The organism is Vibrio sp. nBUS_14 (assembly GCF_051201655.1).
In the GTDB taxonomy this organism is placed as follows: Bacteria; Pseudomonadota; Gammaproteobacteria; order Enterobacterales; family Vibrionaceae; genus Vibrio.
This window is the reverse complement of the sequence record NZ_CP179206.1, coordinates 894,769-916,031: the sequence shown is the minus strand read 5'-3', so window position 1 is coordinate 916,031 and position 21,263 is coordinate 894,769. Positions and strand designations below refer to the sequence as shown.

Here is a 21,263-nt window from a genome sequence, read left to right as displayed (position 1 = left end):
TATTCAGGTTTTCAACTTAGATTCAATCTATAAAGGAAAAGTCTCTGATTATGCTTCTGCTTTCTGTAGCTCAGCTTCTTCGTTAGTTTCAACGCCGATTTCGTTTTCAGATTTCGCTACGATAGTGTTAACCGCAGTGTCACCAACAACGTTAGAAGAAGTACAGAACATGTCACAGATACGGTCAACAGCAGCAACAATCGCTAGGCCTTCTGGTGGCAAACCTAGTTGGTGCAATAGAACACCGACCATAACAACACCGCCACCGGGAACACCACCAGCACCGATAGACAGTAGCAAGATAGTTAGACCGAGAGTAAAGATATCAGCAGTGTTGATTGGCTGACCAAATGCATTTGCTACGAACATAGTTGCTAGTGCGATGTAGATAGACACACCAGACATGTTCATTGTTGCACCCAGTGGTACACCGAAACCTGCTACTGACTTAGATACGTTCAGTTTGTCCGTTAGAGTACGCATTGTTACTGGAATTGTCGCGTTCGAACTTGCCGTCGATAGTGAGAATAGAACTTGCTCACGAGTTGCACGTAGAAACTGCTTTGGAGAAATACCAGTGAATGAACCAACCATCATTGGGTAGAAGAAGAAGATCCAAAACACAAGCATTGCCACAACAAGCGCTACATAGCCAGCAACTGACATTAGCGTGTTTGCATCAAGTGTTGCACCTAATTGAATCATCAGAGCAAACACACCGTATGGCGCAAGGCTCATTACTAGGCCGATAAGCTTCATCATGATTTCGTTGGCCATCTTGAATGTCTTGATAGCTGGGCCACCACGAGAATCAAGAGCTTGGATAGCAAGACCAGTCAGAATAGCCATGAAGATGATTTGCAGCATGTCACCACTTGCAAAGGCTTCTACAGGGTTGCTAGGAACGATGTTAACAACAAGAGAGAAGATATCTGGCGTTTCAGTTGTTGTAAGCGCAATTGTCTCAGAAACTGTACCCGCTAAATTCGCACCAGCACCCGGTTGGAAAATAAGACCAATCGTTAGAGCTGCTGAAATCGCAATGATGGTGTTAATAATGTAAAGACCAAAGGTTTTACCACCAAGACGACCGAATGAACGAATATCTTTTAGCTCAACGATACCGCAAACAATAGATACGTATACAAGAGGTACTACAAGCAGCTTGATAAGTGATACGAACATACCACCAGCACCTTCAGCAGCGCCGAGTAGGTACGTATCAAAAATAGCAATGCCGCTGAATAGGTACTGAATAGCAGTACCAATAATTAGGCCAGCAAACAAGCCTACAAAAATCTTACTTGAGAGCGATTTATCCATCGTTCTTCTCCAGTTTGTTGTGTTTAAAATTTGTACTTTTATAGTTATATATGCGACTAGAATCGCTATATCGCAGTGGATTTTACATACAAAGATAACAATTAAAAGTATTTATTTACAAAAATATTACAAGTGTGACGTCGAAACATTTCTCACATAACAACCAGTTTTATAATATAAAACTCTAAATCGCTGATCTGGATAAAATAAAAAGAACGACATTCTTAATGCGATTTTGATGACTATTTACTTGGGCTCTCAAGTTACAAACATAAAAAAAGAGAGACATATGCCTCTCTTTTCATTTTACGTTAACCAGTGAATTATTTTGTCGCCGCTATTTTCTTACTTCACAATTGCAACAATCAACGGCTCAGCAAACGGTAACTCAATTACTTAGCAACCATTACCATTGCAGGGCGAATAACACGGCCATTAAGCTCGTAGCCTTTCTGCATAACAAACATCACAGTATTTGATTCGTGATCTGGGCTTTCTTGAATAGACATTGCTTGGTGGTATTCAGGGTTGAATACTTCACCTTCAGGGTTGATCTCTGTCAGACCAAATTTAGCCACTGTGTCTACGAACGTTTTGTGCGTTAGCTCAACGCCTTCAAGAATTGGCTTAACCGCTTCATTCTCAGCATCTGCAGCTTGTACTGCACGCTCTAGGTTATCGATAACAGGCAGTAGGCCTTCAGCGAATTTGTTTAGCGCGTATTTACGTGCTTTATCCACTTCTTGCTCAGTACGACGACGCATATTCTCAACTTCAGCTTTAGCGCGTAGTACAGAATCTTGCTGCTCTTTCACTTTAGATTCGCTAGATAGCAATGCAGCTTCTAGTTGAGCGATTTTTGCTTCTTGCTCATCAACAGACTCTTCATTCAGTTCAGCTTCTTCAACTTTCTCAGCTTCAGCGATGATTTGATCTAGCTCAGCTTCCGTTACTTTGTTTTCTTCGTTGCTCATGATCTCTCCAGAATTCGTTTTCAATGCAAGTGACAGGTGTATTTGCACCCCAAATTGATATAAAACACTCGCATAGACGTTCAACTTGCCTTTATTATGGGGATGAAGAATTTTGATTCAAGCCTAATTCGTTTGGAAACCTTATGAAAAAGCCATTTGAAGTCATCGCCATTATTGGTAAACCTCGAGATCAGCAAGCAATTCAGACTCATAGAGAGCTCTATCAGTGGTTAAGTGCTGAGGGTTATCAAGTGTTTGTTGATGACAGACTCGCTACTATTTTAGACGATATCCCCAAAAAACATTTTTCTAGCTTAATTGAACTAGGAAAACGTGCTGATCTCGCGATTGTTGTCGGTGGCGACGGCAATATGCTGGGGGCCGCTCGTATTTTGTCGCGTTTCGATATTTCAGTCATCGGTGTTAACCGAGGCAATTTAGGTTTTCTGACAGATCTGAACCCTGAAAACTTCCAAACCTCACTCACCGATGTACTTAAAGGTGAGTTTATGGAAGAAGAGCGATTCCTACTCGAAACAGAGATACATCGTCATGGCCAAATAAAAAGCCACAACGCGGCACTCAATGAAGCCGTACTTCACCCTGGTCAAGTTGCACGCATGATCGAGTTTGAAGTGTATATCGATAACAGCTTCGCCTTCTCTCAGCGTTCTGATGGCTTGATCGTATCAACCCCAACGGGTTCAACAGCTTACTCGCTTTCAGGCGGTGGCCCCATTCTGTCATCAAGCCTAAATGCAATTTCATTAGTGCCAATGTTCCCGCACACACTTTCAAGCCGACCATTAGTGGTTGATGGAAAGCGTCGAATCAAGCTTATCGTCTCGCCTGACAACCGCGGAACTCAAGAAGTCAGCTGCGATGGTCAAATCTCGCTGCCTGTTTCTCCTGGTGATGAGATCCACATTTATCAAAGCCCGAATGTGCTCAAGCTGATCCACCCTAAAGACTACAACTACTACCATGTCCTGCGTAACAAACTAGGTTGGTCGAGTAAGCTGTTCTAAAAGAATAAACGCTCCAGAAGTAACCGAAAATTTGAAAGGCTGACGCATTCGTCAGCCTTTTTTATTGCCGATCAAAAGCCCGCCATTTCTATCTTCCCGCCAATCCATCACACCGTCACTCCCAAAAGGGAGGAACGACTGTATTGGGAATCTATAGCAGTTTCAGTGTTCTACGGACAACTTCAATTCTGAGAGCTGTCGCAAAAAAATTTCACTTGCCGACTTTACTGTATAAAGAAACAGTATATACTGATCTTATATACAGTATTGTTCAGTTATACAGGTAAATAAAAATGCTGGCTCATCTCAGTGTTAACAATTTCGCTATTGTTAAGTCTTTACAGCTAGAACTCTCTAAAGGCATGACAACAATCACCGGTGAAACGGGTGCAGGTAAATCTATCGCGATCGATGCTTTAGGCTTATGTCTTGGAGGAAGATCAGATGCAGGAATGGTAAGACAAGGTGAAGAAAAAACCGAAGTCAGTGCCGCTTTTTTACTTGAGAACAATCTGCATGCGACCCGCTGGTTAGAAGACAATGAACTGCTTGATGGCGGTGAATGCATATTACGTAGAACCATCTCTAAAGAAGGTCGTTCTCGTGCATTCATCAACGGCAGCCCAGTTCCTCTTTCACAACTGAAATCTCTAGGCCAACTGCTGATCAACATTCATGGTCAACATGCGCACCATCAATTGATGAAAAGTGACTATCAAATGGCGATGCTTGATCAATACGCTGGCCATTTGAATCTATTGAAATCGACTCGTAACGCTTACCAAACATGGCGACAAGCGGATAACCACTTAAAAGAGTTACGAGAAAACAGCCAGCAAAACCAAGCTCAAAAACAACTTCTTGAATACCAAATCAAAGAGTTAAATGAGCTGTCTATTGGGGAGGAAGAATATGAAGACCTCGAACAAGAGCATAAGCGCCTCTCCAATAGCGGAGAATTGGCCTCAACCTGCCAACAGGCTATCGAGCTTATTTACGAAGGCGAAGAAGTTAATGCGCTTAGTATTCTGCAATCGGCCAATCACTCCCTAATTCAGTTAGCAGACCTAGACGAAAGACTGGCTGAGCTGCCAAACCTACTCTCCGAAGCCATTATTCAGATTGAAGAGACCAACAACGAGTTAAGAACTTACCTAGACAGCATTGATGTCGATCCAGGCCGTATGGCTTACGTTGAAGAACGCTTTTCAAAAGTAATGTCGATGTCACGTAAGCATCATGTGTTGCCAGAAGAGTTGTATAATCATCACCAAGACTTGCTGCAACAAATCGAAGCGCTGGATTGCTCTGATGAAAAACTGGATGAATTGGCCAATGATGTCGAGAACCAATACCTGTCGTTCGTTGCCAAATCAGAGAAGCTTCATAAGTCTCGCACTCGTTACGCAAAAGAGCTCAACAAGCTGATCACGCAAAGCATGCACGAACTCAGCATGGAAAAAGCGCAGTTTGCTATTGAAGTGAACAATACTAACATGCACCCATCGCCACTAGGTATGGATAACGTGACCTTTATTGTGTCCACCAACCCAGGTCAACCGATGCAGCCAATTGCTAAAGTGGCTTCTGGTGGTGAACTGTCACGTATATCATTAGCGATTCAAGTGATCACAGCTCAAAAAGTGGATACACCAAGCCTGATTTTCGATGAAGTCGATGTGGGTATCAGTGGACCAACGGCTGCAGTTGTCGGAAAAATGCTGCGTACTCTGGGTGAATCAACCCAAGTGATGTGTGTGACTCACTTACCTCAAGTGGCAGGTTGCGGGCACCAACAGTTGTTCGTGGCTAAAAACACCAAATCGGGGAAAACAGAAACTCAAATGCATACCTTGGATGAGCAACAACGCATATCAGAACTTGCTCGCTTGCTTGGTGGCAGCCAAATTACCGAATCGACGCTGGCCAACGCAAAAGAATTATTAATCGCAGCTTAGGTTACATATTCAGCAACTTTCTGATAATTTACCAAAAATTCTCGGCAATTTTGCAACTTAATTCAAAATTGCCAGTCATAACAAGCTCAAAGCGCAAGGAGCTTTTTACTTCTTGCTGGAGCTTGTTTATTATCAGGCAGTATTTTAGCGAAGAAAGATCTCAAACTATGCGAATTAAAAAGTGGTTAGTTGCAGTTCCACTTGCACTAACAATGTTGACCGGTTGCTCTCTACTAGAGAAGTTGGTTTATCGAATTGACATCAATCAGGGTAACTATGTTGAACAAGAAGCTGTCGAACAGCTCAAGTTTGGCATGACAAAAACACAAGTTCGTTACGTTATGGGCTCACCAATGCTTATCGAAAACGGCTACCCAGACACGTGGTACTACATTTATTACCACACTAAAGGCCATGAAGACCCGATTCAGAAAAACCTAGTCGTGAACTTTGATGCCACTGGCACATTAGTTACGGTCAATGGTGATTTTGAAGCCAGTGACGAGTTCTTCGAAAGCCTTCGCTAGCTTTCAGTCAACAAAGCTATCAGCCGACAAAACTCTCAGTCGACAAAACTCTCAGTCGACAAAACAAGAATCGCAAAAGCCTGCTCACATGAGCAGGCTTTTTAATATTCTGTAACAAATTAATCATCATTACCTGTCCAACAGGCACAAAAAAGCTCGCCAATATCGCGAGCTCTCTTCTTACTTAAATTTGTTTTGCGTTATGATTTAGCTGCTGCCGCTTTTGCTTGTTCAGCACGCTTACGGCGAATCTCTTTGGGATCAGCTAACAATGCTCGATAGATTTCGATACGGTCTTTATCGCGAACCGTCGCATCTAACTTAACGTTACGGCTGAATACGCCAACCTTGTTTTTCGTTAAGTCGATTTCTGGATACAACTCCAAAACACCAGACTGTGCGATGATCTCTTCAACGGTCGCGTTCTTGTTCAACACCAAGGTAAACACACGTTGCTCGTGCGGAAGCGCAAACACAACTTCTACGTGGATCATATCTGATTCAATAGTCATGGCTTAGTAAACCTGTTTCGCTCGTTGAGTAAAAGCACTGACCATATTGCTCGTCAGTTCATTGAAAACCTTACCAAAAGCCATTTCAATCATTCGACTAGAGAATTCAAACTCCAACTTAAGCTCAACCTTACACGCTTGATCGTCGAGCGGAGTGAAATACCAACCGCCCTGCAGTTTCTTAAATGGGCCGTCCACCAGCTCCATTAAGATCTCAGCACCATCCGCTAAACGGTTAGAGGTAGTAAATGTTTTGCTGATACCCGCTTTAGAGACATCAACCGAAGCCACCATAGTTGAATATGAAGATTCGATCACACGTGAACCAGAACACCCTGGCAAAAACTCATGATAACGAGCAACATCATTGACCAAGCTAAACATCTGGTCAGCACTAAACGACACTAATGCTGAACGAGTAACCTTTGGCATATAGACTCCTGTTAAAGACAGCGTTACATTAACACAAACTGCAATTTTAATGGTATTGGGCCAGAGCGCAAATAAAAAGGATTCCCCAACTCGGGTGCAATCCGTATAATGAGGCCATTATGGCAAAAAATAAATCAAAATCAAAAGCCGGTAGCAATACCATTGCGCTTAATAAGAAAGCTCGCCACGAATATTTCATCGATGATGAGATAGAAGCGGGGCTTGAGCTACAAGGCTGGGAAGTAAAATCCCTACGTGAAGGCAAAACCAATATCGCAGAAAGCTACGTCTACATCAGAGACGGCGAAGCATTCATCAGTGGTATGACGATCACTCCGCTCACTCAAGCGAGTACTCATATCGTGGCGAACCCAACACGCATCCGTAAACTACTAATGTCGAGAAAAGAACTCGATAACCTTATCGGTCGTATTAACCGTGAAGGCATGACACTTGTCGCAACCGCGCTTTATTGGTCTCGTTCTTGGGCGAAGATTAAAGTTGGCGTAGCGAAAGGTAAAAAGCTGCACGATAAACGTACTGATATGAAAGAAAAAGATTGGGCGAGAGATAAAGCACGAATTATGAAGAGTAATTTGCGTTAATTTTAAGCACTTAAACGCACAGTGCTAGACAGGCAAAGCTTTTCTGGTACTATGCAAATAACACTTGGGGCTGATTTAGGATTCGACAGGAATTTTGAAGTCTGAGGTGCATGCCGTGGGGCGGTTGGCCACGTTAAAAGCCGCAAAAAAATAGTCGCAAACGACGAAAACTACGCACTAGCAGCTTAATAACCTGCTCAGAGCTCTCTTACCCTAGCTTCCGCTCGTAAGACGGGGACCAATAAGAGATCAAACCCAAACTAGCTAGCGCGGATTCTCCCACCTGAGAGGAAAAGCGCGAATAACAATTCAGGTTAGCCTTTAACTAGCGTGTCGGTTCGCAGGTTGCTGGTGAAATTAAAGATCGACTAAGCATGTAGTACCAATGATGAATGATTTTTGGACGCGGGTTCAACTCCCGCCAGCTCCACCAAACGTTTGGAATGGCGATAAGTCTTTGATTTATCGCCATTTTTTCATTTAATGTCTGCGGAAAATTGATTTGTACTAAAACTAGGTACTAAATCATGAAATATCTTTCACTCACAGCAAAGGGAATCTGGCACTTTCGCTTTCAAGTTCCTTCTCGCTTTCAACACCTCTTCAAGAACCGTAAAGAGATCAAGCGTAGCCTCCGCACATCCGACTTGAATAATGCTAAAGTAGGTGCATTATCATTAGAGTTAGAAATCAGAAAAATCATGTCCGAAGGTTTACCTACATTTGATCTTGATCGAGCCAAAAGTCTTACTGCCCTAAATATTCAAATAAGTATTGATAAAATTAATGCTGCTATTGAACCATTCAGCCATAACCCTTACTTAGCAGACAGCATCGAACTATTCACTGACCCAGCACACCTTGAGGTCATTGATAGTGAATTAAAGAGCAAGCTACTATCTCCAACTGAATCGTTGATATTAGGAAATGAGACTCCTGAAATACTTGCTATTCGAGAGCTAGATCGAATGAATGGGTATAGCTATATTCTCGACACATCCCTTCCTATCTACTTTCAAGCCAAAGAGTACCTTGAACAGGTGTTTCGTTACGTAAAAGCCGCTCAAGAAGCTTTACGAGTAGCAGATTTAGAAACAGCAAGGCAAACTATAGAAAGCTTGAATGCTATTAACTATAGGCTTACCCCTTCTCTTTATTCCCATAGTCACTCATTACCAAAAAGCACTCGTTCGGCAATCGATACGGTCACTAAAAAAACCGACTCAAAACCTAAGATAACCATGCTCAAACTATTCGAGCTATATAAAGAAGAAAAGCTGGGAGAAGGTATTGCTAACCAAACAATAGTAGCGACTGAAAAGAAAGTTCTTGTCGTAGATGAACTACTAAAAAGCCGTCCATTAGAACAACTCGAAAGATCTGACGCATTAGCTATAAAAAAACTTCTGTTAGCGATGCCAAGCAATATTAATAAGAAAAAAGAATTCAAAGACCTATCTATAATTAAAGCCATCAACAAAAATAAAAAACTAAAACACGAATGTTTATCAGAGAGCACTGTTGAAGATTATATTCAGAAGTGCTCATCCCTCTTAAAGTACGGAATACAGCACAAGCTCATTGATTATAACCCCTTCGAGGCGATCAAGTTTAAAGCCACTAATGAAATTGAAGATCGAGATCCATTCTCACTTGAAGAACTGGATTTGATTTTTAGCCAAGATATCTTTCAGTCTCTCAACTTCTCTAAGACTAAACGAAAGAACCAAGAATACAGATACTGGCTCCCCCTTTTAGGCTTGTATGCAGGTGCTCGCATCAACGAGTTGTGTCAACTCTATACTACAGATGTAAGAGAAATCGAAGGTATATGGTGTCTCGACATCAAAAGAGATAGTGGAAACCAGCGCACAAAAAATCTAGCCTCAGTTCGAATCGTTCCCATTCACTCAGATCTTATTGAACTTGGATTTATCAACTATGTGAACTCTCGTCAGGGGAAAGAGCTATTATTTGATGGATTAACATATACTGAGAAGAACGGTTATGGTGGTGTAGCAAGTAAATGGTTCGGACGATTTAAGTCAAGTCTAGGCTTCCCTAAAAAGACTATACCCTTTCAACTTGAAGATGCAGGTATCAGTACCTGAAAATTATCTGTAATTCTGGATACAAGTGAGCCTGCAACTTCTGGTAACGTCACATCGAAAAACTTTTTGATAGCAGAGGTGAATGCTGTTTTGGAGGGAAAATAGACATTGTTCCTCACATGCTCATTCATTACTTTCCAAAGCCGCTCTATTGGATTTAAGTTTGGGCTGTATGGGGGTAAGTAATGAAGCTCTATATTGAGTACTTTTGCCGCATTCCTAACCATTTCTGACCGATGGTAGGCTGCACCATCAAGCACAATATGCACGGTTTGCTCTAGTGGATAATGCTCTTTCTTGAGTTTCCAAAAGAAGCGAACAATACTCTCGCTATCTATCGTTTCATAAGTATCTGTGATCGTTGCGCTGATGTTTTTCAATGACAGAGCACCGATTAGATTCACTCGAGTGCGGCTACCTGTCGTTTCAATTAGCTTATCCTGTCCCTTACGGATCCAGCCACAGCTAAGTTTTGTTGATTGAGTTGGATGAACGGCGTCCATGAAAAGTACAGGCGCATCCTTGGGCTTAAGTACCTCGTTGTAATACTCGATAAATGCTTGCTGCTCTTCAGGCTTTAGTTTATGTGGTACACCTTTGGGCTTTTTGTATGCAAAACCGTGGTGATGTAACCACTTATTAATCCCAGAAACGGTGTAGCTCACACCGAATTCAGCTTCGACGTAAGTAACGATTTGACGCGTATGAAAATAGGTTTTCTCAGTCAAATGCTCGATGAGCTGCATCGTCTGAGTATCAGAAAGTAGACTCTGGCTCCCGCCATTCTCAGGTTTAAGTTTTTCAGATAGAGCATAATCACTAAGATGACGAGCAACTGTAGATTCATGGATACGAAGGGCTTGAGAGATCATAGGCGGGCTCCAACTTTCGGAAGCTAGCAAGACCGCTTTTATACGGTCGCATACTCGACGATCACGCTCAGTATTGTGCATCTGTTCGAGTTGTTGTTTTTGCTCAGGAGTTAGTACCATTTTCATGGTGAGTAGCATGATCCTGATTTCATTGAAAATCAAGCATCTTCAATGATCACGGGTATAAAGTTTTTCACTCGTATCGACACACAATTCTCGATTACTATAAACAAAAAACATCTATCGAACTTCGGTTTGCTGAAGCTATCGTAGGGCATAAACACAATTCAATCGCTTTTGATCTATACGGTAGTAAATTCTGCCCTTCTGTACTGCATCCTGTCGTTGAAATGCTGTCTTGGAAAGAAATCATACCATCATTAAACAGCCTTAAGCCTCGTGTATACGAATAGGACACAAAAGCTTGTTTCTGTGAATCACAAAGCTCATATACTAAGCAGACACCCGAATGTGTTTGCTTAGGTATATAGTAAACATCTTCAACTGTCCGCTAAGCGTTAAGCAAACATTAAGATAAGAAAATATGTGTCACTATAGCGAAAGTGCGTAATAACGCATTAGAAATGCCGAATAGCGCACTGAAAGTGCGGAATGGCGCAATAGAAGTGCTGTTTGACGCACTGCTTTTTTAAGAAGAAGGTGAAGATTTCGAAGTGTGCTAAAGCAAAATAACGCTTGAGCCTTATATTAAATTTATAACTTTAAAATAGTTATAACAGTTATCATAGTTATAACACATTTTCTTGAGGGAATAAATGATAATAGATCTCAATTAATATTCTACTTTGCTATTTCTTCCTGCAATCTTCCCCACAATGGCTTCAGTTGCTTCTTAATGCTACTTGAGTTATCCATGATCTTAGCCGCTCGATATCCATATGATAAAAAGTTTCTCTTTCCTCGGTAAGAGTACAAACGGTGCAACTTCTTTCTATACAGGCGATCTTGCTTCGGCTCACCTTTAGTCTTTCGGATTCGGTTTTCTTTATCCCTTGTATCCTTTGCGAGCTTCACTCCACCTTTCATCTTTTCCGAGTATCTAGCCAAGGCTGTAGATCTCAAATAGATCGAGTTTCCATCAAACAAAAAGCCCAAATACTGAAGTGTCTTTTTCTGACCATGCTCATCAAAAGAAGTTAATACGTTATCGCTTAATTTAAAGTCTCTTATCTCTGTTTTGTCTTTGTTGATCTGAACCTTCAGAGAACCAATCTCTTGAATCGCAAACTGCTCAACATCACTTCTTATACTTGTCGGAACAATAAACAACATGTCATCACAATAGCGATAATATTTACCACCATGACAAGCTACAAAATCTCGCATTTTTTCATCAAAAGAAAGCATATAGATATTAGATAATAAGGCACTGATGGGCGAGCCTTGCGGGATCCCCTCTCCCGAGCGATTAGTCTGTATTAATCCATTTTTTCTAACCTTACTTCTAAAGTCAGAAATTGAGCAGATCTGTTTTCGTTTTTTACCCTGAGAATCTTGAGCCTTGGGGTTATAGGGAGAAATATCAAACATCGAAAATAGAGCATTTCGATCTGCTTCAGAGTACTTAGTTAAAGAACGAAAAACGTTGTAATGGTCAGAAGGTAGTTGGCTTACCTTTAAAACCTCACACCAACTTAGCTTTAGAAGTTGATGATCCAATGTATTAAAAAATTTAGAAAAATCTAACGCTACCGCTGAATGTCCAGTACCAAATAGCCTGATATCATTAAAAGCATCGTTCGCAAAATGAATATTGCTCTTCCCGTCTATTTTTCTAAACGCCAATACATTTTCTTCTAATCCCTTTTGCTTAAGTGCTTCTTCATAACGTTCAGACAACAACTGAGCGTAATAAGCATATATATGACTATCAATATGTGAAGAGTACGCAACTGAGCGAGGCTTTGGTTTTTGATAAAGCTTATCTGTAGCAACATCACGAGCAAGTTTAGATGTATTAAAGGTATATGAAATAAATGGGAAGAAGGCATGAGTCGAAACCACTTTCTTATTCATTACGATTCGTTGTGCCTTCACTTCTGATACCGATTGGTCAAAATGCAGGTAATTTCGCTTTGTATACCACTGAGAAGATTTTTTATGAGTCATAGAGTGTGTTCTAGCAAAACCCAAGAGAAATGGAATGAGCGGCCTTTCCGTAGCATCCTCTTGGGCTTTAACTAACTGGTCAAACCAATTATCTGGCTTCACTAAGAAGCACGCACCGCAAACTATTAGAAATGATTTATTATGTAATCACAGGAGACTATACGATGATAACCTTACGCTTCCTATCCATGACCTTCTCTTGGCTAGCCAAGAGTAAATACATTGACAATCTGTTACAAACCTTCATGCCTACACATGAAGCCAGAACATCGTACCGACATCCTAATCACTAGTCAAATCAATAGAAAAATCAAAGCCATGCTTGGCTTTGATAGCTCTACTACAATCCCATGCCTGAGTGTTCGACTTCTGCATGCAACTCTTTCCAGTTCGGACAGTGCTTAGTCACTAACTGCCAGAATACTTTATTATGACTTTTTTACGGTATAGCAAAGTTCATGGATAATGATGTAGTCCATTACATTGTTTGAAACTCTAATCCATTATTATCAGTGCAGTTAGCGCAGAGAGCTTCAAACCTTATGCAATGGGAGATATAGCCACGATTTACTTTTCCAAGCGCTCCACATTCGAAAAGCCATATATTCGTTGAGTATACGGCTTAAATAAGTAAATTCACCTCTATACACGTTGTTGCTTACTATGGATATGGTAGTATGAGTAACATGCACCCTACTTAGCTGATATCGTTGGTAAAAGTTGTTAGTAGTGTCTACAGCGAAAGAGTGAAGCAAAGCACGCTTCTTTTAACTAAGAACCTCCACTCTTAGTAAACATGTATGAGCCATATTTGGGCTTGAAACGTCTAATAAAGGATTATGATGGAATTAGCTAAGAGTCTAATCGCTGTGCCACAAACTGAACGAGGTGGTGAGATTGCTCAAAGAGGGTTTGATTTTCAAACTTGTTGGGCTATTTCTCATATGTTTGAGTATGAACTTCTAGGAAAAGAGTACGTTTTTGTTTTCGAATACCATGATGATGTACTAATTCTTGACTCAGAAACAACACCAACAAAAGCAACATTTGCTCAAGTTAAGACCAATGAAAAGCCTTGGACATTAAGTAAACTAATTACCAGCACGAAAAAGAAACCTGTATCATTTATTGGCAAGCTATTCGAACAAAAAAGTAAGTTTGATAAGTCCGCTGTAGAATTAATGTTTGTTTCAAATGCTTACTTCAGTTTTGATAAAAGAAATACTTTCGGGGCTAATGAACTTAAGCAAGACCATCAGGATGATGTACTTAACAAAGTATCGGCACAATTACCTAGTAATGGCTCATTGGATCTTTCAAAGCTTACATTCTTAACTTCTGATTTAAGCTTAGAAGATCACTCTTCACATTTGAAGGGCAAGATCTGTGATTTTTTCGAATGTTATTTCGATGGTGATATTGAAATCAATCCAGCATCTTTCGCTAGGACTTTAGAAAGTGCATGTCGAGATCGAGCTAAAGTAAGATCATCAGATATTAGGAATTTTGATGAACTTGTTAGAAGAAAAGGTTTTACCTCTAGCTTTGTAAAAGATACTCTCAATAACATCTGTACTACCAAAATGTTACAGCCTGATTGGGAAAATGCTCGTGTAATATTCTCAGATATAGGGAAGAACACTATTCAACTTCTTTCTTTGCAATCAACATTTACACGCATAAGTATTTCAGTAAAATCATCAAATAGCGTTGAAAAGTTGTACTTGGATAAAGCTGATTTGTTATTCAATAGAATCTCTGTTGAAACGAACGTATCTAAATACATAATTGAATCGATTAAATTACTAGAAATATCAATACCCGACTATTCTCTAGCATTAACTGAATCAAAAAAAGAATGCATCATAGTTTATTCAATAATTAAAAACATCATAGAAGGCGAGAAATAATGAGCCTCATATATTTTAAAGACATATCTATTCTTTCACGTAGAGATAGAAAAGGTTTTAGCTTCGAATTTTCCCCTTCTGTTAATATGATTTTTGGCGAAAATGACACTGGAAAATCTAGTTTAATAAAAGCCCTATATTTCACTCTAGGCGGTGACTGTCGCATTGACAAAGATTGGAAAGACGATGATATAATCACAAAGGTTTGTATTTGTGTTAAAGGGAAAAACTACTCATTTATTAGACACAATAAGCGGATCTCAATATTTTCAAACACTGACGATTCGAAGCCATTAGTAACCTCAAGCCACATGAGTGCTATTGCAGATAAAGTTAAAGATATTTTCGATTTTAATTTGCAACTTTCTCATAAAAAGACAGGAAAACAAAGTCAAGCGAATCCCGCATGCCTATACCTTCCCTTTTACATTGACCAAGACAATGGCTGGCATACCATCTTATCGTCATTCTCAGGTTTAACAATGTATGATGATTGGCAAAAAAACTCGCTACAATTTCACTCAGGAATGAAACCTAAAGAGTTCTATGAGCTTGTGGGTGAAATCAAGACAATACAGCTTGATTTGGAAGAGCTTATTGCAACACTTAAAGTAGTTTTAGCTGCTAAAAAGAAGTTTGAGGAATCATTCGGAAGAGTATTGTTTGACATAGATGTTGAATATTACCAAAACTTGTTAAATAAATTCTTAGCAAAGTGTCAAGAACTAAATAAAGACGAATCAGAATATAGATTAAATCTATTGAACTTACTATCTAGTAGAGATGCAATAGCGAATGAAATCGATGTATGTCGGAACCTCTTAGAGGACTTTGGTGATCATACTACTAATGATGCCGCTGAAAAATATCATATGTTCGAAAGTAGAGAGCAAATATTAGAAATCCTTCCGATAATGTATGATGAAAAGCAGGTTTTAGATGACCAAATAAATTCAATTAAAGAGGAATTGAGACAGTCTAAAACCTTGAGTTCAGAATTAAATGCCATGATGCAAGAAGTTCGAGGGGAGTTGACTTTACAAGACGTAATAAAGTCTCAAGCAAGTAAGGAAGTTGAATTCACTTTTGATGAGCAGATAAAAAGTCTTCATGAAAAAATTGGAGCACAAACGACAGCTTTAGAAGGTTTAACAACAAAGCAAAACGAATATACTGATCGGAAGCATACACAAACTATAAACGATGACTTTAAATCCTTTCTTGCAATTGCACAAGATCGATTAGGTATAGGTTCACCGATTATTGCTCCTCTAATCCAATATGGGAAGATAACGAAGAGTAAAACTGGCAGTCGAAGTCCTAGATCCATTTTTGCTTATCATTATGGGTTACTTAAAACAATGGAAAAACATTCAACAATGAATATGTTACCCCCGAATTCAACCCCGAAGTGCGACACTCTCCAATATCAAGCAGCCAATACCATTTCTTTAAAGACAATCGCTGGTTGCTTGAAGTCTAAACACTTTTTCGGTCGATAATTTATCCGTGATACAGCGAATTCAATATCGCTGTCTGTTACCGTTGTTAAGTCGGTTCCTTTCTTCACATATTGCCTTAAAAGCCCGTTAGCATTCTCATTGGCTCCACGCTCCCAAGAACTATAAGGGTGGGCAAAGTACACATCAGCCTCCAACGCCTTTGCGATGGTTTCGTGGCCTGCAAACTCTCTCCCGTTATCTGCCGTGATGGTATGGACATGTTCCTTATAAGGCATGAGTAGCTCGATGGTGGCTTTGGTGACATCATCTGCTGACTTCGATGGCACTTTCTTGACCACGTAAAATCGTGTTTTACGCTCTAAAATTGTCACCATAGCACCAGTTGCGTATTTCGGCTGATGTGACCCCTAGTTTCGTTTTTAATCGACCACCTTTTTAAGCCTCTCTTTTCTCTTCCTTAGTTTTACTCCAAGTGGTCGATTTAAGCCAGTTTTCTCATTGATTCCCCTCGTAACTCGATTCTATGACTTTGATGAACCAACCTATCTAAGATCGCATCAGCGATCGTCGAGTTGTCGATCATCTCGTGCCATTCTTTTACAGGTAGTTGGCTGATAATGATCGTACTGCACTCTTGGTATCTATCTTCTAGCACTTCGAGAAGATTACTTGCATGCTCTTGGCTGAGTTTTTCCATTCCCCAGTCATCGATAACCAACAGTTTTTTCTTAGACAAGCTCAGTAGTAGCTTTTGATAGCTGCCATCAAGGCGGCTACTACTCAGGTCATCAAGTAAACGATTTAGGCGATAATAACGACTTGGGCAGTGTTGCTCACACGCCTGCTCGGCGAGCGCACAAGCAACATAGGTTTTACCTGCACCTGTTGCACCTGTAATCAGGACATTCTGTCGCTTTTGTAAATAAGTGCCTGATAATAACTCTCCCATCATTGCTCTTTTTAAGCCTCGTTCTGGGCGGTAGTCCAGTTGATTACCGCTAGCGCTTAGGCGCAGCTTGGCTTGCCGTTTAAGTCGTTGGATTTTGGTTTGATCTCGGTTCACTATCTCATGATCAAGGATGAGTCCTAACCTTTCTTCAAAGCCAAGTTCAGCATAGGTCGCGGGGTGTATTCTTTGCTGTTCCAGTGCATCAGAAGCATGACTTAGGCGTAGTGATTTTAACTGTTGGATTATTGCGTCCATATTGTTTCTCCTAGTGGTAGTAGTTGGAACCACGAACATTAGTGTGTTTAAGGTTTGGTGTATCAGTGGAAGGCTGAGAGAGAGTGCCTTCACGATGGTTCTTCAATAAGTTTTTGACGAAGCCAAGGTATGGCTTCTCTGTCACTAAGGCATCTCGGCAAGCTTGTTCTAACCGTGCGTCTGAGTGCTTTTTGGCAAGACTTAGTAACCCAAAGCAACTTCTAAAGGCCAATGCTTCATGCTCTGGGCGTTTGAGCAACATCTGAGTCAGTTCACCTGTGGCTGGCCCAATAGATTTTCCCCAACGGATAAAACGCTCGGGTGTCCATGATTGGTATTGATGGTTGCTTGGCATATGCTCGTAAACGGTAGAGAGACCATATTCTTTTTGGCTTGTGCAGTGGTGAGCAACAATGCTCCCTTTGTGGTAGATACGTATTATTTGATGCGTTGCTTCAAGCTCAACTTGTTGCCCAACAAGTTGGTGCGGCACAGAGTAGAAGTGCTTTTTATATTGAATGTGATAATCAGGGGAGACGGTTGCTCGTTTAGTTTCGATATACACATATGGTTGCGATGGCAGTGGTTTTAACGCTGGACGGTCAACTTTGTTGAACAAGTCATGTCGATTGACACCAAGCTGCTTCATCTCTCGTTGGTTTAAGTCATGCATCAGCTTTCGGATAGCCAGGTTCAGCTCAGCCATTGTATAGAACACTTGGTGGCGAAGGCGCATCATTATCCAGCGCTCTACGATGAGAACTGCGTTCTCAGCTTTGGCTTTATCTTTAGGCTTGTAGGGCCTGGCTGGCATCACAGCAACGCCGTAATGTTGTGCCAGTTTTCGGTAGCTCTCATTGAGGATAGGGCTATGACGGTCTGCTTTCGTTATAGCAGATTTCAGATTATCAGGTACAAGTAGATTCGGAGCACCACCAAAGTGATTAAAGGTATTCACATGAGCCATGAGGAAGTGTTCAAGCCCTTGGCTCTCACTCGCCTCGACATAGGTGTAATTTGACGCCCCTAAAGTGGCGACAAATACCTGAGCATGTCTGCATTCTCCTGTATCTGGATTCACAACAGGGATCGTCGGGCCACAGTAGTCAATGAAGAGCTTGTCACCAGCATGGTGAAGTTGGCGCATACTGCGTTTTTGTGTCTTTAGCCAACGTCTATACAGTTCGCAGAACTGTGTATAGCCATAGGCTTTGTCTTGATGCTGATGACAATACTCTTCCCAAAGCAAAGCTTTAGTCATCCCTTTACGCTTCAATTCTAAGTAGCAGAGAGTGAAATCAGGCATCACTTTATGCTGAGAAGATGAGCGACCATCAAACAAAGCTTGGGTGACTTGATTTTCATGATGAGTCTCTTCCAGTGGCCACGTGAGGCCACTGGATTTAAATCGGGATAGATGCTGGGATACAGTGGAATGAGCAATATTGAGGCAAGCGGCGATCTGTCGATTAGAAAGATTGCACTCGTATCGGAGGCGTAATATTTCCTTAATTTTATTCATTGGCATTCTCTTTTTCGGCATGATTTATCCTTAGTGCTCTCAACATGAAAGACTCAGGTTAAACCTATTGATTTAAAAGAGAAAAGAGGTTTATTTCGGTAAATCGACCATCGATTTCGGAAACACACCGAAAAGTGGATGATTAAAACCGAAATGAGTGGTCGGTTAAAAACGGATTTGGTGGTCGATTAAAACCGAAATAGGCGGTCGGATAGCTCCGAAATATGCACCAGTGCCATGTTTGCCTAATACGGTGTCGATTTCCCAATCACCCAATCGCTCCTTACTGTCAACGATGCTTGGCCTATCATCGATAGAAACAGCATTCTTGATCGCTGGCGCTTTCTCTTTTCTACCGCGACGATACCGCTTGTGACCTTGCCTCAAGTGGCGATATAACTTGCCTCCCAAGCGTTTATCCTGCGCAACAAATCGGTAGATCCACTCATGGCTGACAGCGGCACCGACTCTCGTTAATACACTGGAAATCTGCTCTGGACTCCAATCCGATTCCAAAAGGAGACGGATAAAATCAACACGCTCCTGAGGTATTCTGTATTTACGAGCTGATGTGCGTTTTTTGATTGAGAATACCTGAGCTTCGCTTGGGCAATAATGACTGCCTCTACTGCCGCGTTTAAGCTCACGATATACCGTAGAGCGATGGCACTGAACAGTTTTAGCTATTTCAGAAACCGAAATCCCCCGTTCCAAAAGAGCAGAAATCTGGTATCTTCTGCCCTCGGTCAACTGCTGATAATTCATGGTAGTACTGCTTGTTTCTTTGGCGAGAAGAGCGTACCACTTTCAGCAGTTGGCTTCCTCTTCTACACCTTTCCATGAATGTCGCACTTATTATCTGAAATCGGGCCTATTGTAATCGACTCTCCTAAACAACAGGATCTAGATACTGAAGGTACAGAGAAGTTAATAAACTTATGCACAACAGATTTAGGTAAAAATAATCAAATGATTATTGGAGCAGTATCATTAGAGAGTAATATGCATGGCTATCACCAAATCGAACTTACCGAGAAGTATAGCTTATTAAAAACTGATAATTATGAAAAAGCTTTTAATGAAATAATGCCACTTTATGAAAGGGGGCTATGTTATTAAACTAGTAATCTATTTTTTAAAAATGAAGAATAATGCTATTTTCCCTCAAGGAAATCCATCTTTTACAAATAAGTAAAAGATGGGTTAGTTAAATATTATAGTCACTTCAATAAATACCTTAAATCATCTGAAATATTAATATTTGTTGTCGAGCTAACCACTCCCTCTAAGTCTAAATCCCGTCTATTTTTATGTTCCACTGTATTCAACAATAAATAGTTCAGCATTCGTTTAATTAGCTCATGGCTAGCTTTACGTAACTCAGATAGTTCTGCCTTCTTATCTGCTAACTCGTGCCTCATCCTCTACCGAAGATGGAGATATTCTCCGATCTGAACTTATATAAAGAGTCTTACCTTCCTTTAATCTTGTTAAAGCATATCTTCACTTTTGTTCGTTAGGCACGCTTGTGCCTTAGAAACACTGTTCAAGCCTTTTTTGTTTTTCATCGTGCTATTTCAGAAAAATAAAATATGAAGATCGCACTAGAACAGTGTTCTCTTCTAACTTTGACCAAAAGAAAAAGGCTATGTTGACTTCGATTGCCAGTCATATCTAAACATCAGCTTGATTAGAGCAACCAAGACCTAGAACAAGGCTCAAGCTAGCAAACTACAGAAAAGCTCTTTCACCTTGAAGCCTGGACACATTAAATACCTATATGAACACTGTTCCTAGTCAGTCTCGGGTATGAGTTCAGAGGAAACATCCCTCATACAGCAGCTGATAAGTAGTAATGCTAAAGAGTGGCTCTTTAGCTTATTCTCTATAAACATTGATATGTAAGTTCCTTGGAACACTGTTCAACAGCCTAGAACCAAAATTCTACAAATGGCATTAGGGGACAAGTATTTCATTACCGATGAACATGGAAGCTGATGTTCAACGCCTACCAAGTTGAGATTAAGGTTACGTTGCCGATGCCAGAGTTCCACTGGTGGCATTTTGGGGTTGGTGTAGCATCAATAAATATTGAAACTGATGTTCAACACCTACCAAATTGAGATTAAGGTTACGCTGCCTATGTCAGAGTCCCACTGGTGGGATTTTGGGAATTGGTGTTTCACTACCAATGAATATTGAAGCTAATGTTCAGCGCCTACCAAATTGAGATTAAGGTTACGTTGCCGATGCCAGAGTCCCACAAGTGGGATTTTGGGAATTGGTATTTCATTACTGATGAGTATTGAAGTTGAAGATCTGAATTGTCTTCGCACAGTATGTCAACCTCAGGAGTGGTTCAACAGCCTATAACCAAAAACCTGTTTGGGGATATTGGATAGCTAAGAACACTGTTCAAGCGCTTTTTTGTTTTTCATCATGCGATTTCAGAAAAGTAAAATGTGAAAAACACACTAGAACAGTGTTCTCTTCTAACTTTGACCGATAAAAAACACCAACAACTCGAAATATCAGCAACTTAACAGTCATCACATTAGTCATGTTGACTTTTATCGTCACTGATATCTAATCAAAAGCAAAAAAGAAAAAGAAAAAGAAAAAGAAAAAGAAAAAGAAAAAAGGCTAAGTTGACTTCGATGACCTGTCATATCTAATACCATAAATTCAAACA

Annotated in this window: 16 protein-coding genes, 1 other RNA gene and 2 pseudogenes; 9 read left to right on the top strand and 10 right to left on the bottom strand. The window is 40.6% G+C overall.

Translation table 11 applies throughout. The features are described 5' to 3' along the window. Positions 1-48 precede the first annotated feature (48 nt). Positions 49-1,323: a dicarboxylate/amino acid:cation symporter gene (locus tag ACMAZD_RS04190; RefSeq protein WP_435248681.1), complete on the bottom strand. Its 1,275-nt coding sequence runs from the start codon at positions 1,321-1,323 to the stop codon at positions 49-51. Positions 1,324-1,715: 392 nt separating this feature from the next. Next, a complete protein-coding gene (gene grpE, locus ACMAZD_RS04185) occupies positions 1,716-2,297 on the bottom strand; it encodes a nucleotide exchange factor GrpE (protein ID WP_435248680.1) in 582 nt (193 codons plus the stop codon). A gap of 143 nt (positions 2,298-2,440) precedes the next feature. On the opposite strand from grpE, the gene nadK reads away from it, so the two are divergent. The 3 genes from nadK (at position 2,441) to bamE (ending at position 5,810) form a co-directional block, all read left to right on the top strand. Continuing rightward, the gene (gene nadK / locus ACMAZD_RS04180) at positions 2,441-3,325 is read left to right on the top strand and encodes an NAD(+) kinase (RefSeq protein ID WP_435248679.1); all 885 of its coding nucleotides are present in this window, start codon (positions 2,441-2,443) and stop codon (positions 3,323-3,325) included. Positions 3,326-3,618: 293 nt separating this feature from the next. Continuing rightward, positions 3,619-5,283: a DNA repair protein RecN gene (gene recN / locus ACMAZD_RS04175; RefSeq protein WP_435248678.1), complete on the top strand. Its 1,665-nt coding sequence runs from the start codon at positions 3,619-3,621 to the stop codon at positions 5,281-5,283. A gap of 167 nt (positions 5,284-5,450) precedes the next feature. After that, a complete protein-coding gene (bamE, locus tag ACMAZD_RS04170; protein ID WP_435248677.1) occupies positions 5,451-5,810 on the top strand; it encodes an outer membrane protein assembly factor BamE in 360 nt (119 codons plus the stop codon). Positions 5,811-6,010: 200 nt separating this feature from the next. Here bamE and ACMAZD_RS04165 read toward each other — a convergent pair whose 3' ends face one another. After that, a complete protein-coding gene (locus tag ACMAZD_RS04165; RefSeq protein ID WP_435248676.1) occupies positions 6,011-6,322 on the bottom strand; it encodes an RnfH family protein in 312 nt (103 codons plus the stop codon). Positions 6,323-6,325: 3 nt separating this feature from the next. Then, positions 6,326-6,754 (bottom strand): SRPBCC family protein, encoded by a 429-nt coding sequence (locus tag ACMAZD_RS04160; protein ID WP_435248675.1) that lies wholly within the window; start codon positions 6,752-6,754, stop codon positions 6,326-6,328. Between the two features lie 119 nt (positions 6,755-6,873). On the opposite strand from ACMAZD_RS04160, the gene smpB reads away from it, so the two are divergent. From smpB to ACMAZD_RS04145, 3 genes are all read left to right on the top strand, one after another. Continuing rightward, a complete protein-coding gene (smpB, locus tag ACMAZD_RS04155; protein WP_004735156.1) occupies positions 6,874-7,359 on the top strand; it encodes an SsrA-binding protein SmpB in 486 nt (161 codons plus the stop codon). 66 nt (positions 7,360-7,425) lie between these two features. Then, positions 7,426-7,792: a transfer-messenger RNA gene (ssrA, locus tag ACMAZD_RS04150) on the top strand. Between the two features lie 94 nt (positions 7,793-7,886). After that, on the top strand, positions 7,887-9,470 hold the full coding sequence (locus ACMAZD_RS04145) for a DUF6538 domain-containing protein (RefSeq protein ID WP_435248674.1): 1,584 nt from the start codon (positions 7,887-7,889) through the stop codon (positions 9,468-9,470). Here the strand turns inward: ACMAZD_RS04145 and ACMAZD_RS04140 are convergent. Together ACMAZD_RS04140 and drt2 are read right to left on the bottom strand one after the other, a co-directional pair. Then, a complete protein-coding gene (locus tag ACMAZD_RS04140) occupies positions 9,440-10,468 on the bottom strand; it encodes an IS630 family transposase (RefSeq protein WP_435247188.1) in 1,029 nt (342 codons plus the stop codon). The two genes, ACMAZD_RS04145 and ACMAZD_RS04140, sit on opposite strands and share 31 nt — an antisense overlap. A gap of 675 nt (positions 10,469-11,143) precedes the next feature. Continuing rightward, positions 11,144-12,574, bottom strand: a complete 1,431-nt coding sequence (gene drt2 / locus ACMAZD_RS04135) for an antiviral reverse transcriptase Drt2 (protein WP_435248673.1) — start codon at positions 12,572-12,574, stop codon at positions 11,144-11,146. Positions 12,575-13,314: 740 nt separating this feature from the next. On the opposite strand from drt2, the gene ACMAZD_RS04130 reads away from it, so the two are divergent. Continuing rightward, positions 13,315-14,382: a DUF4297 domain-containing protein gene (locus tag ACMAZD_RS04130; protein ID WP_435248672.1), complete on the top strand. Its 1,068-nt coding sequence runs from the start codon at positions 13,315-13,317 to the stop codon at positions 14,380-14,382. Next, complete coding sequence (locus tag ACMAZD_RS04125; protein ID WP_435248671.1) at positions 14,382-15,884, top strand: AAA family ATPase; 1,503 nt, start codon at positions 14,382-14,384, stop codon at positions 15,882-15,884. Before ACMAZD_RS04130 ends, ACMAZD_RS04125 begins: the two co-directional genes overlap by 1 nt. Here the strand turns inward: ACMAZD_RS04125 and ACMAZD_RS04120 are convergent. From ACMAZD_RS04120 to ACMAZD_RS04105, 4 genes and pseudogenes are all read right to left on the bottom strand, one after another. Then, positions 15,812-16,237, bottom strand: a pseudogene (locus ACMAZD_RS04120) (IS30 family transposase); the annotation flags it as partial. The gene ACMAZD_RS04125 and the pseudogene ACMAZD_RS04120 sit on opposite strands and share 73 nt — an antisense overlap. Before the next feature lie 89 nt (positions 16,238-16,326). Beyond that, positions 16,327-17,049 (bottom strand): IS21-like element helper ATPase IstB, encoded by a 723-nt coding sequence (gene istB / locus ACMAZD_RS04115; RefSeq protein ID WP_286291966.1) that lies wholly within the window; start codon positions 17,047-17,049, stop codon positions 16,327-16,329. 10 nt (positions 17,050-17,059) lie between these two features. Beyond that, positions 17,060-18,592: an IS21 family transposase gene (gene istA, locus ACMAZD_RS04110; RefSeq protein WP_435247818.1), complete on the bottom strand. Its 1,533-nt coding sequence runs from the start codon at positions 18,590-18,592 to the stop codon at positions 17,060-17,062. Between the two features lie 204 nt (positions 18,593-18,796). Continuing rightward, positions 18,797-19,336 (bottom strand): annotated as a pseudogene (locus ACMAZD_RS04105) (IS30 family transposase); the annotation flags it as partial. Positions 19,337-20,568: 1,232 nt separating this feature from the next. Between ACMAZD_RS04105 and ACMAZD_RS04100 the strand changes: the two are divergent. After that, positions 20,569-20,694 carry a hypothetical protein gene (locus ACMAZD_RS04100; protein WP_435248670.1) on the top strand — a complete coding sequence of 42 codons (126 nt, stop codon included), beginning with the start codon at positions 20,569-20,571 and terminating at the stop codon, positions 20,692-20,694. Positions 20,695-21,263 lie beyond the last annotated feature (569 nt).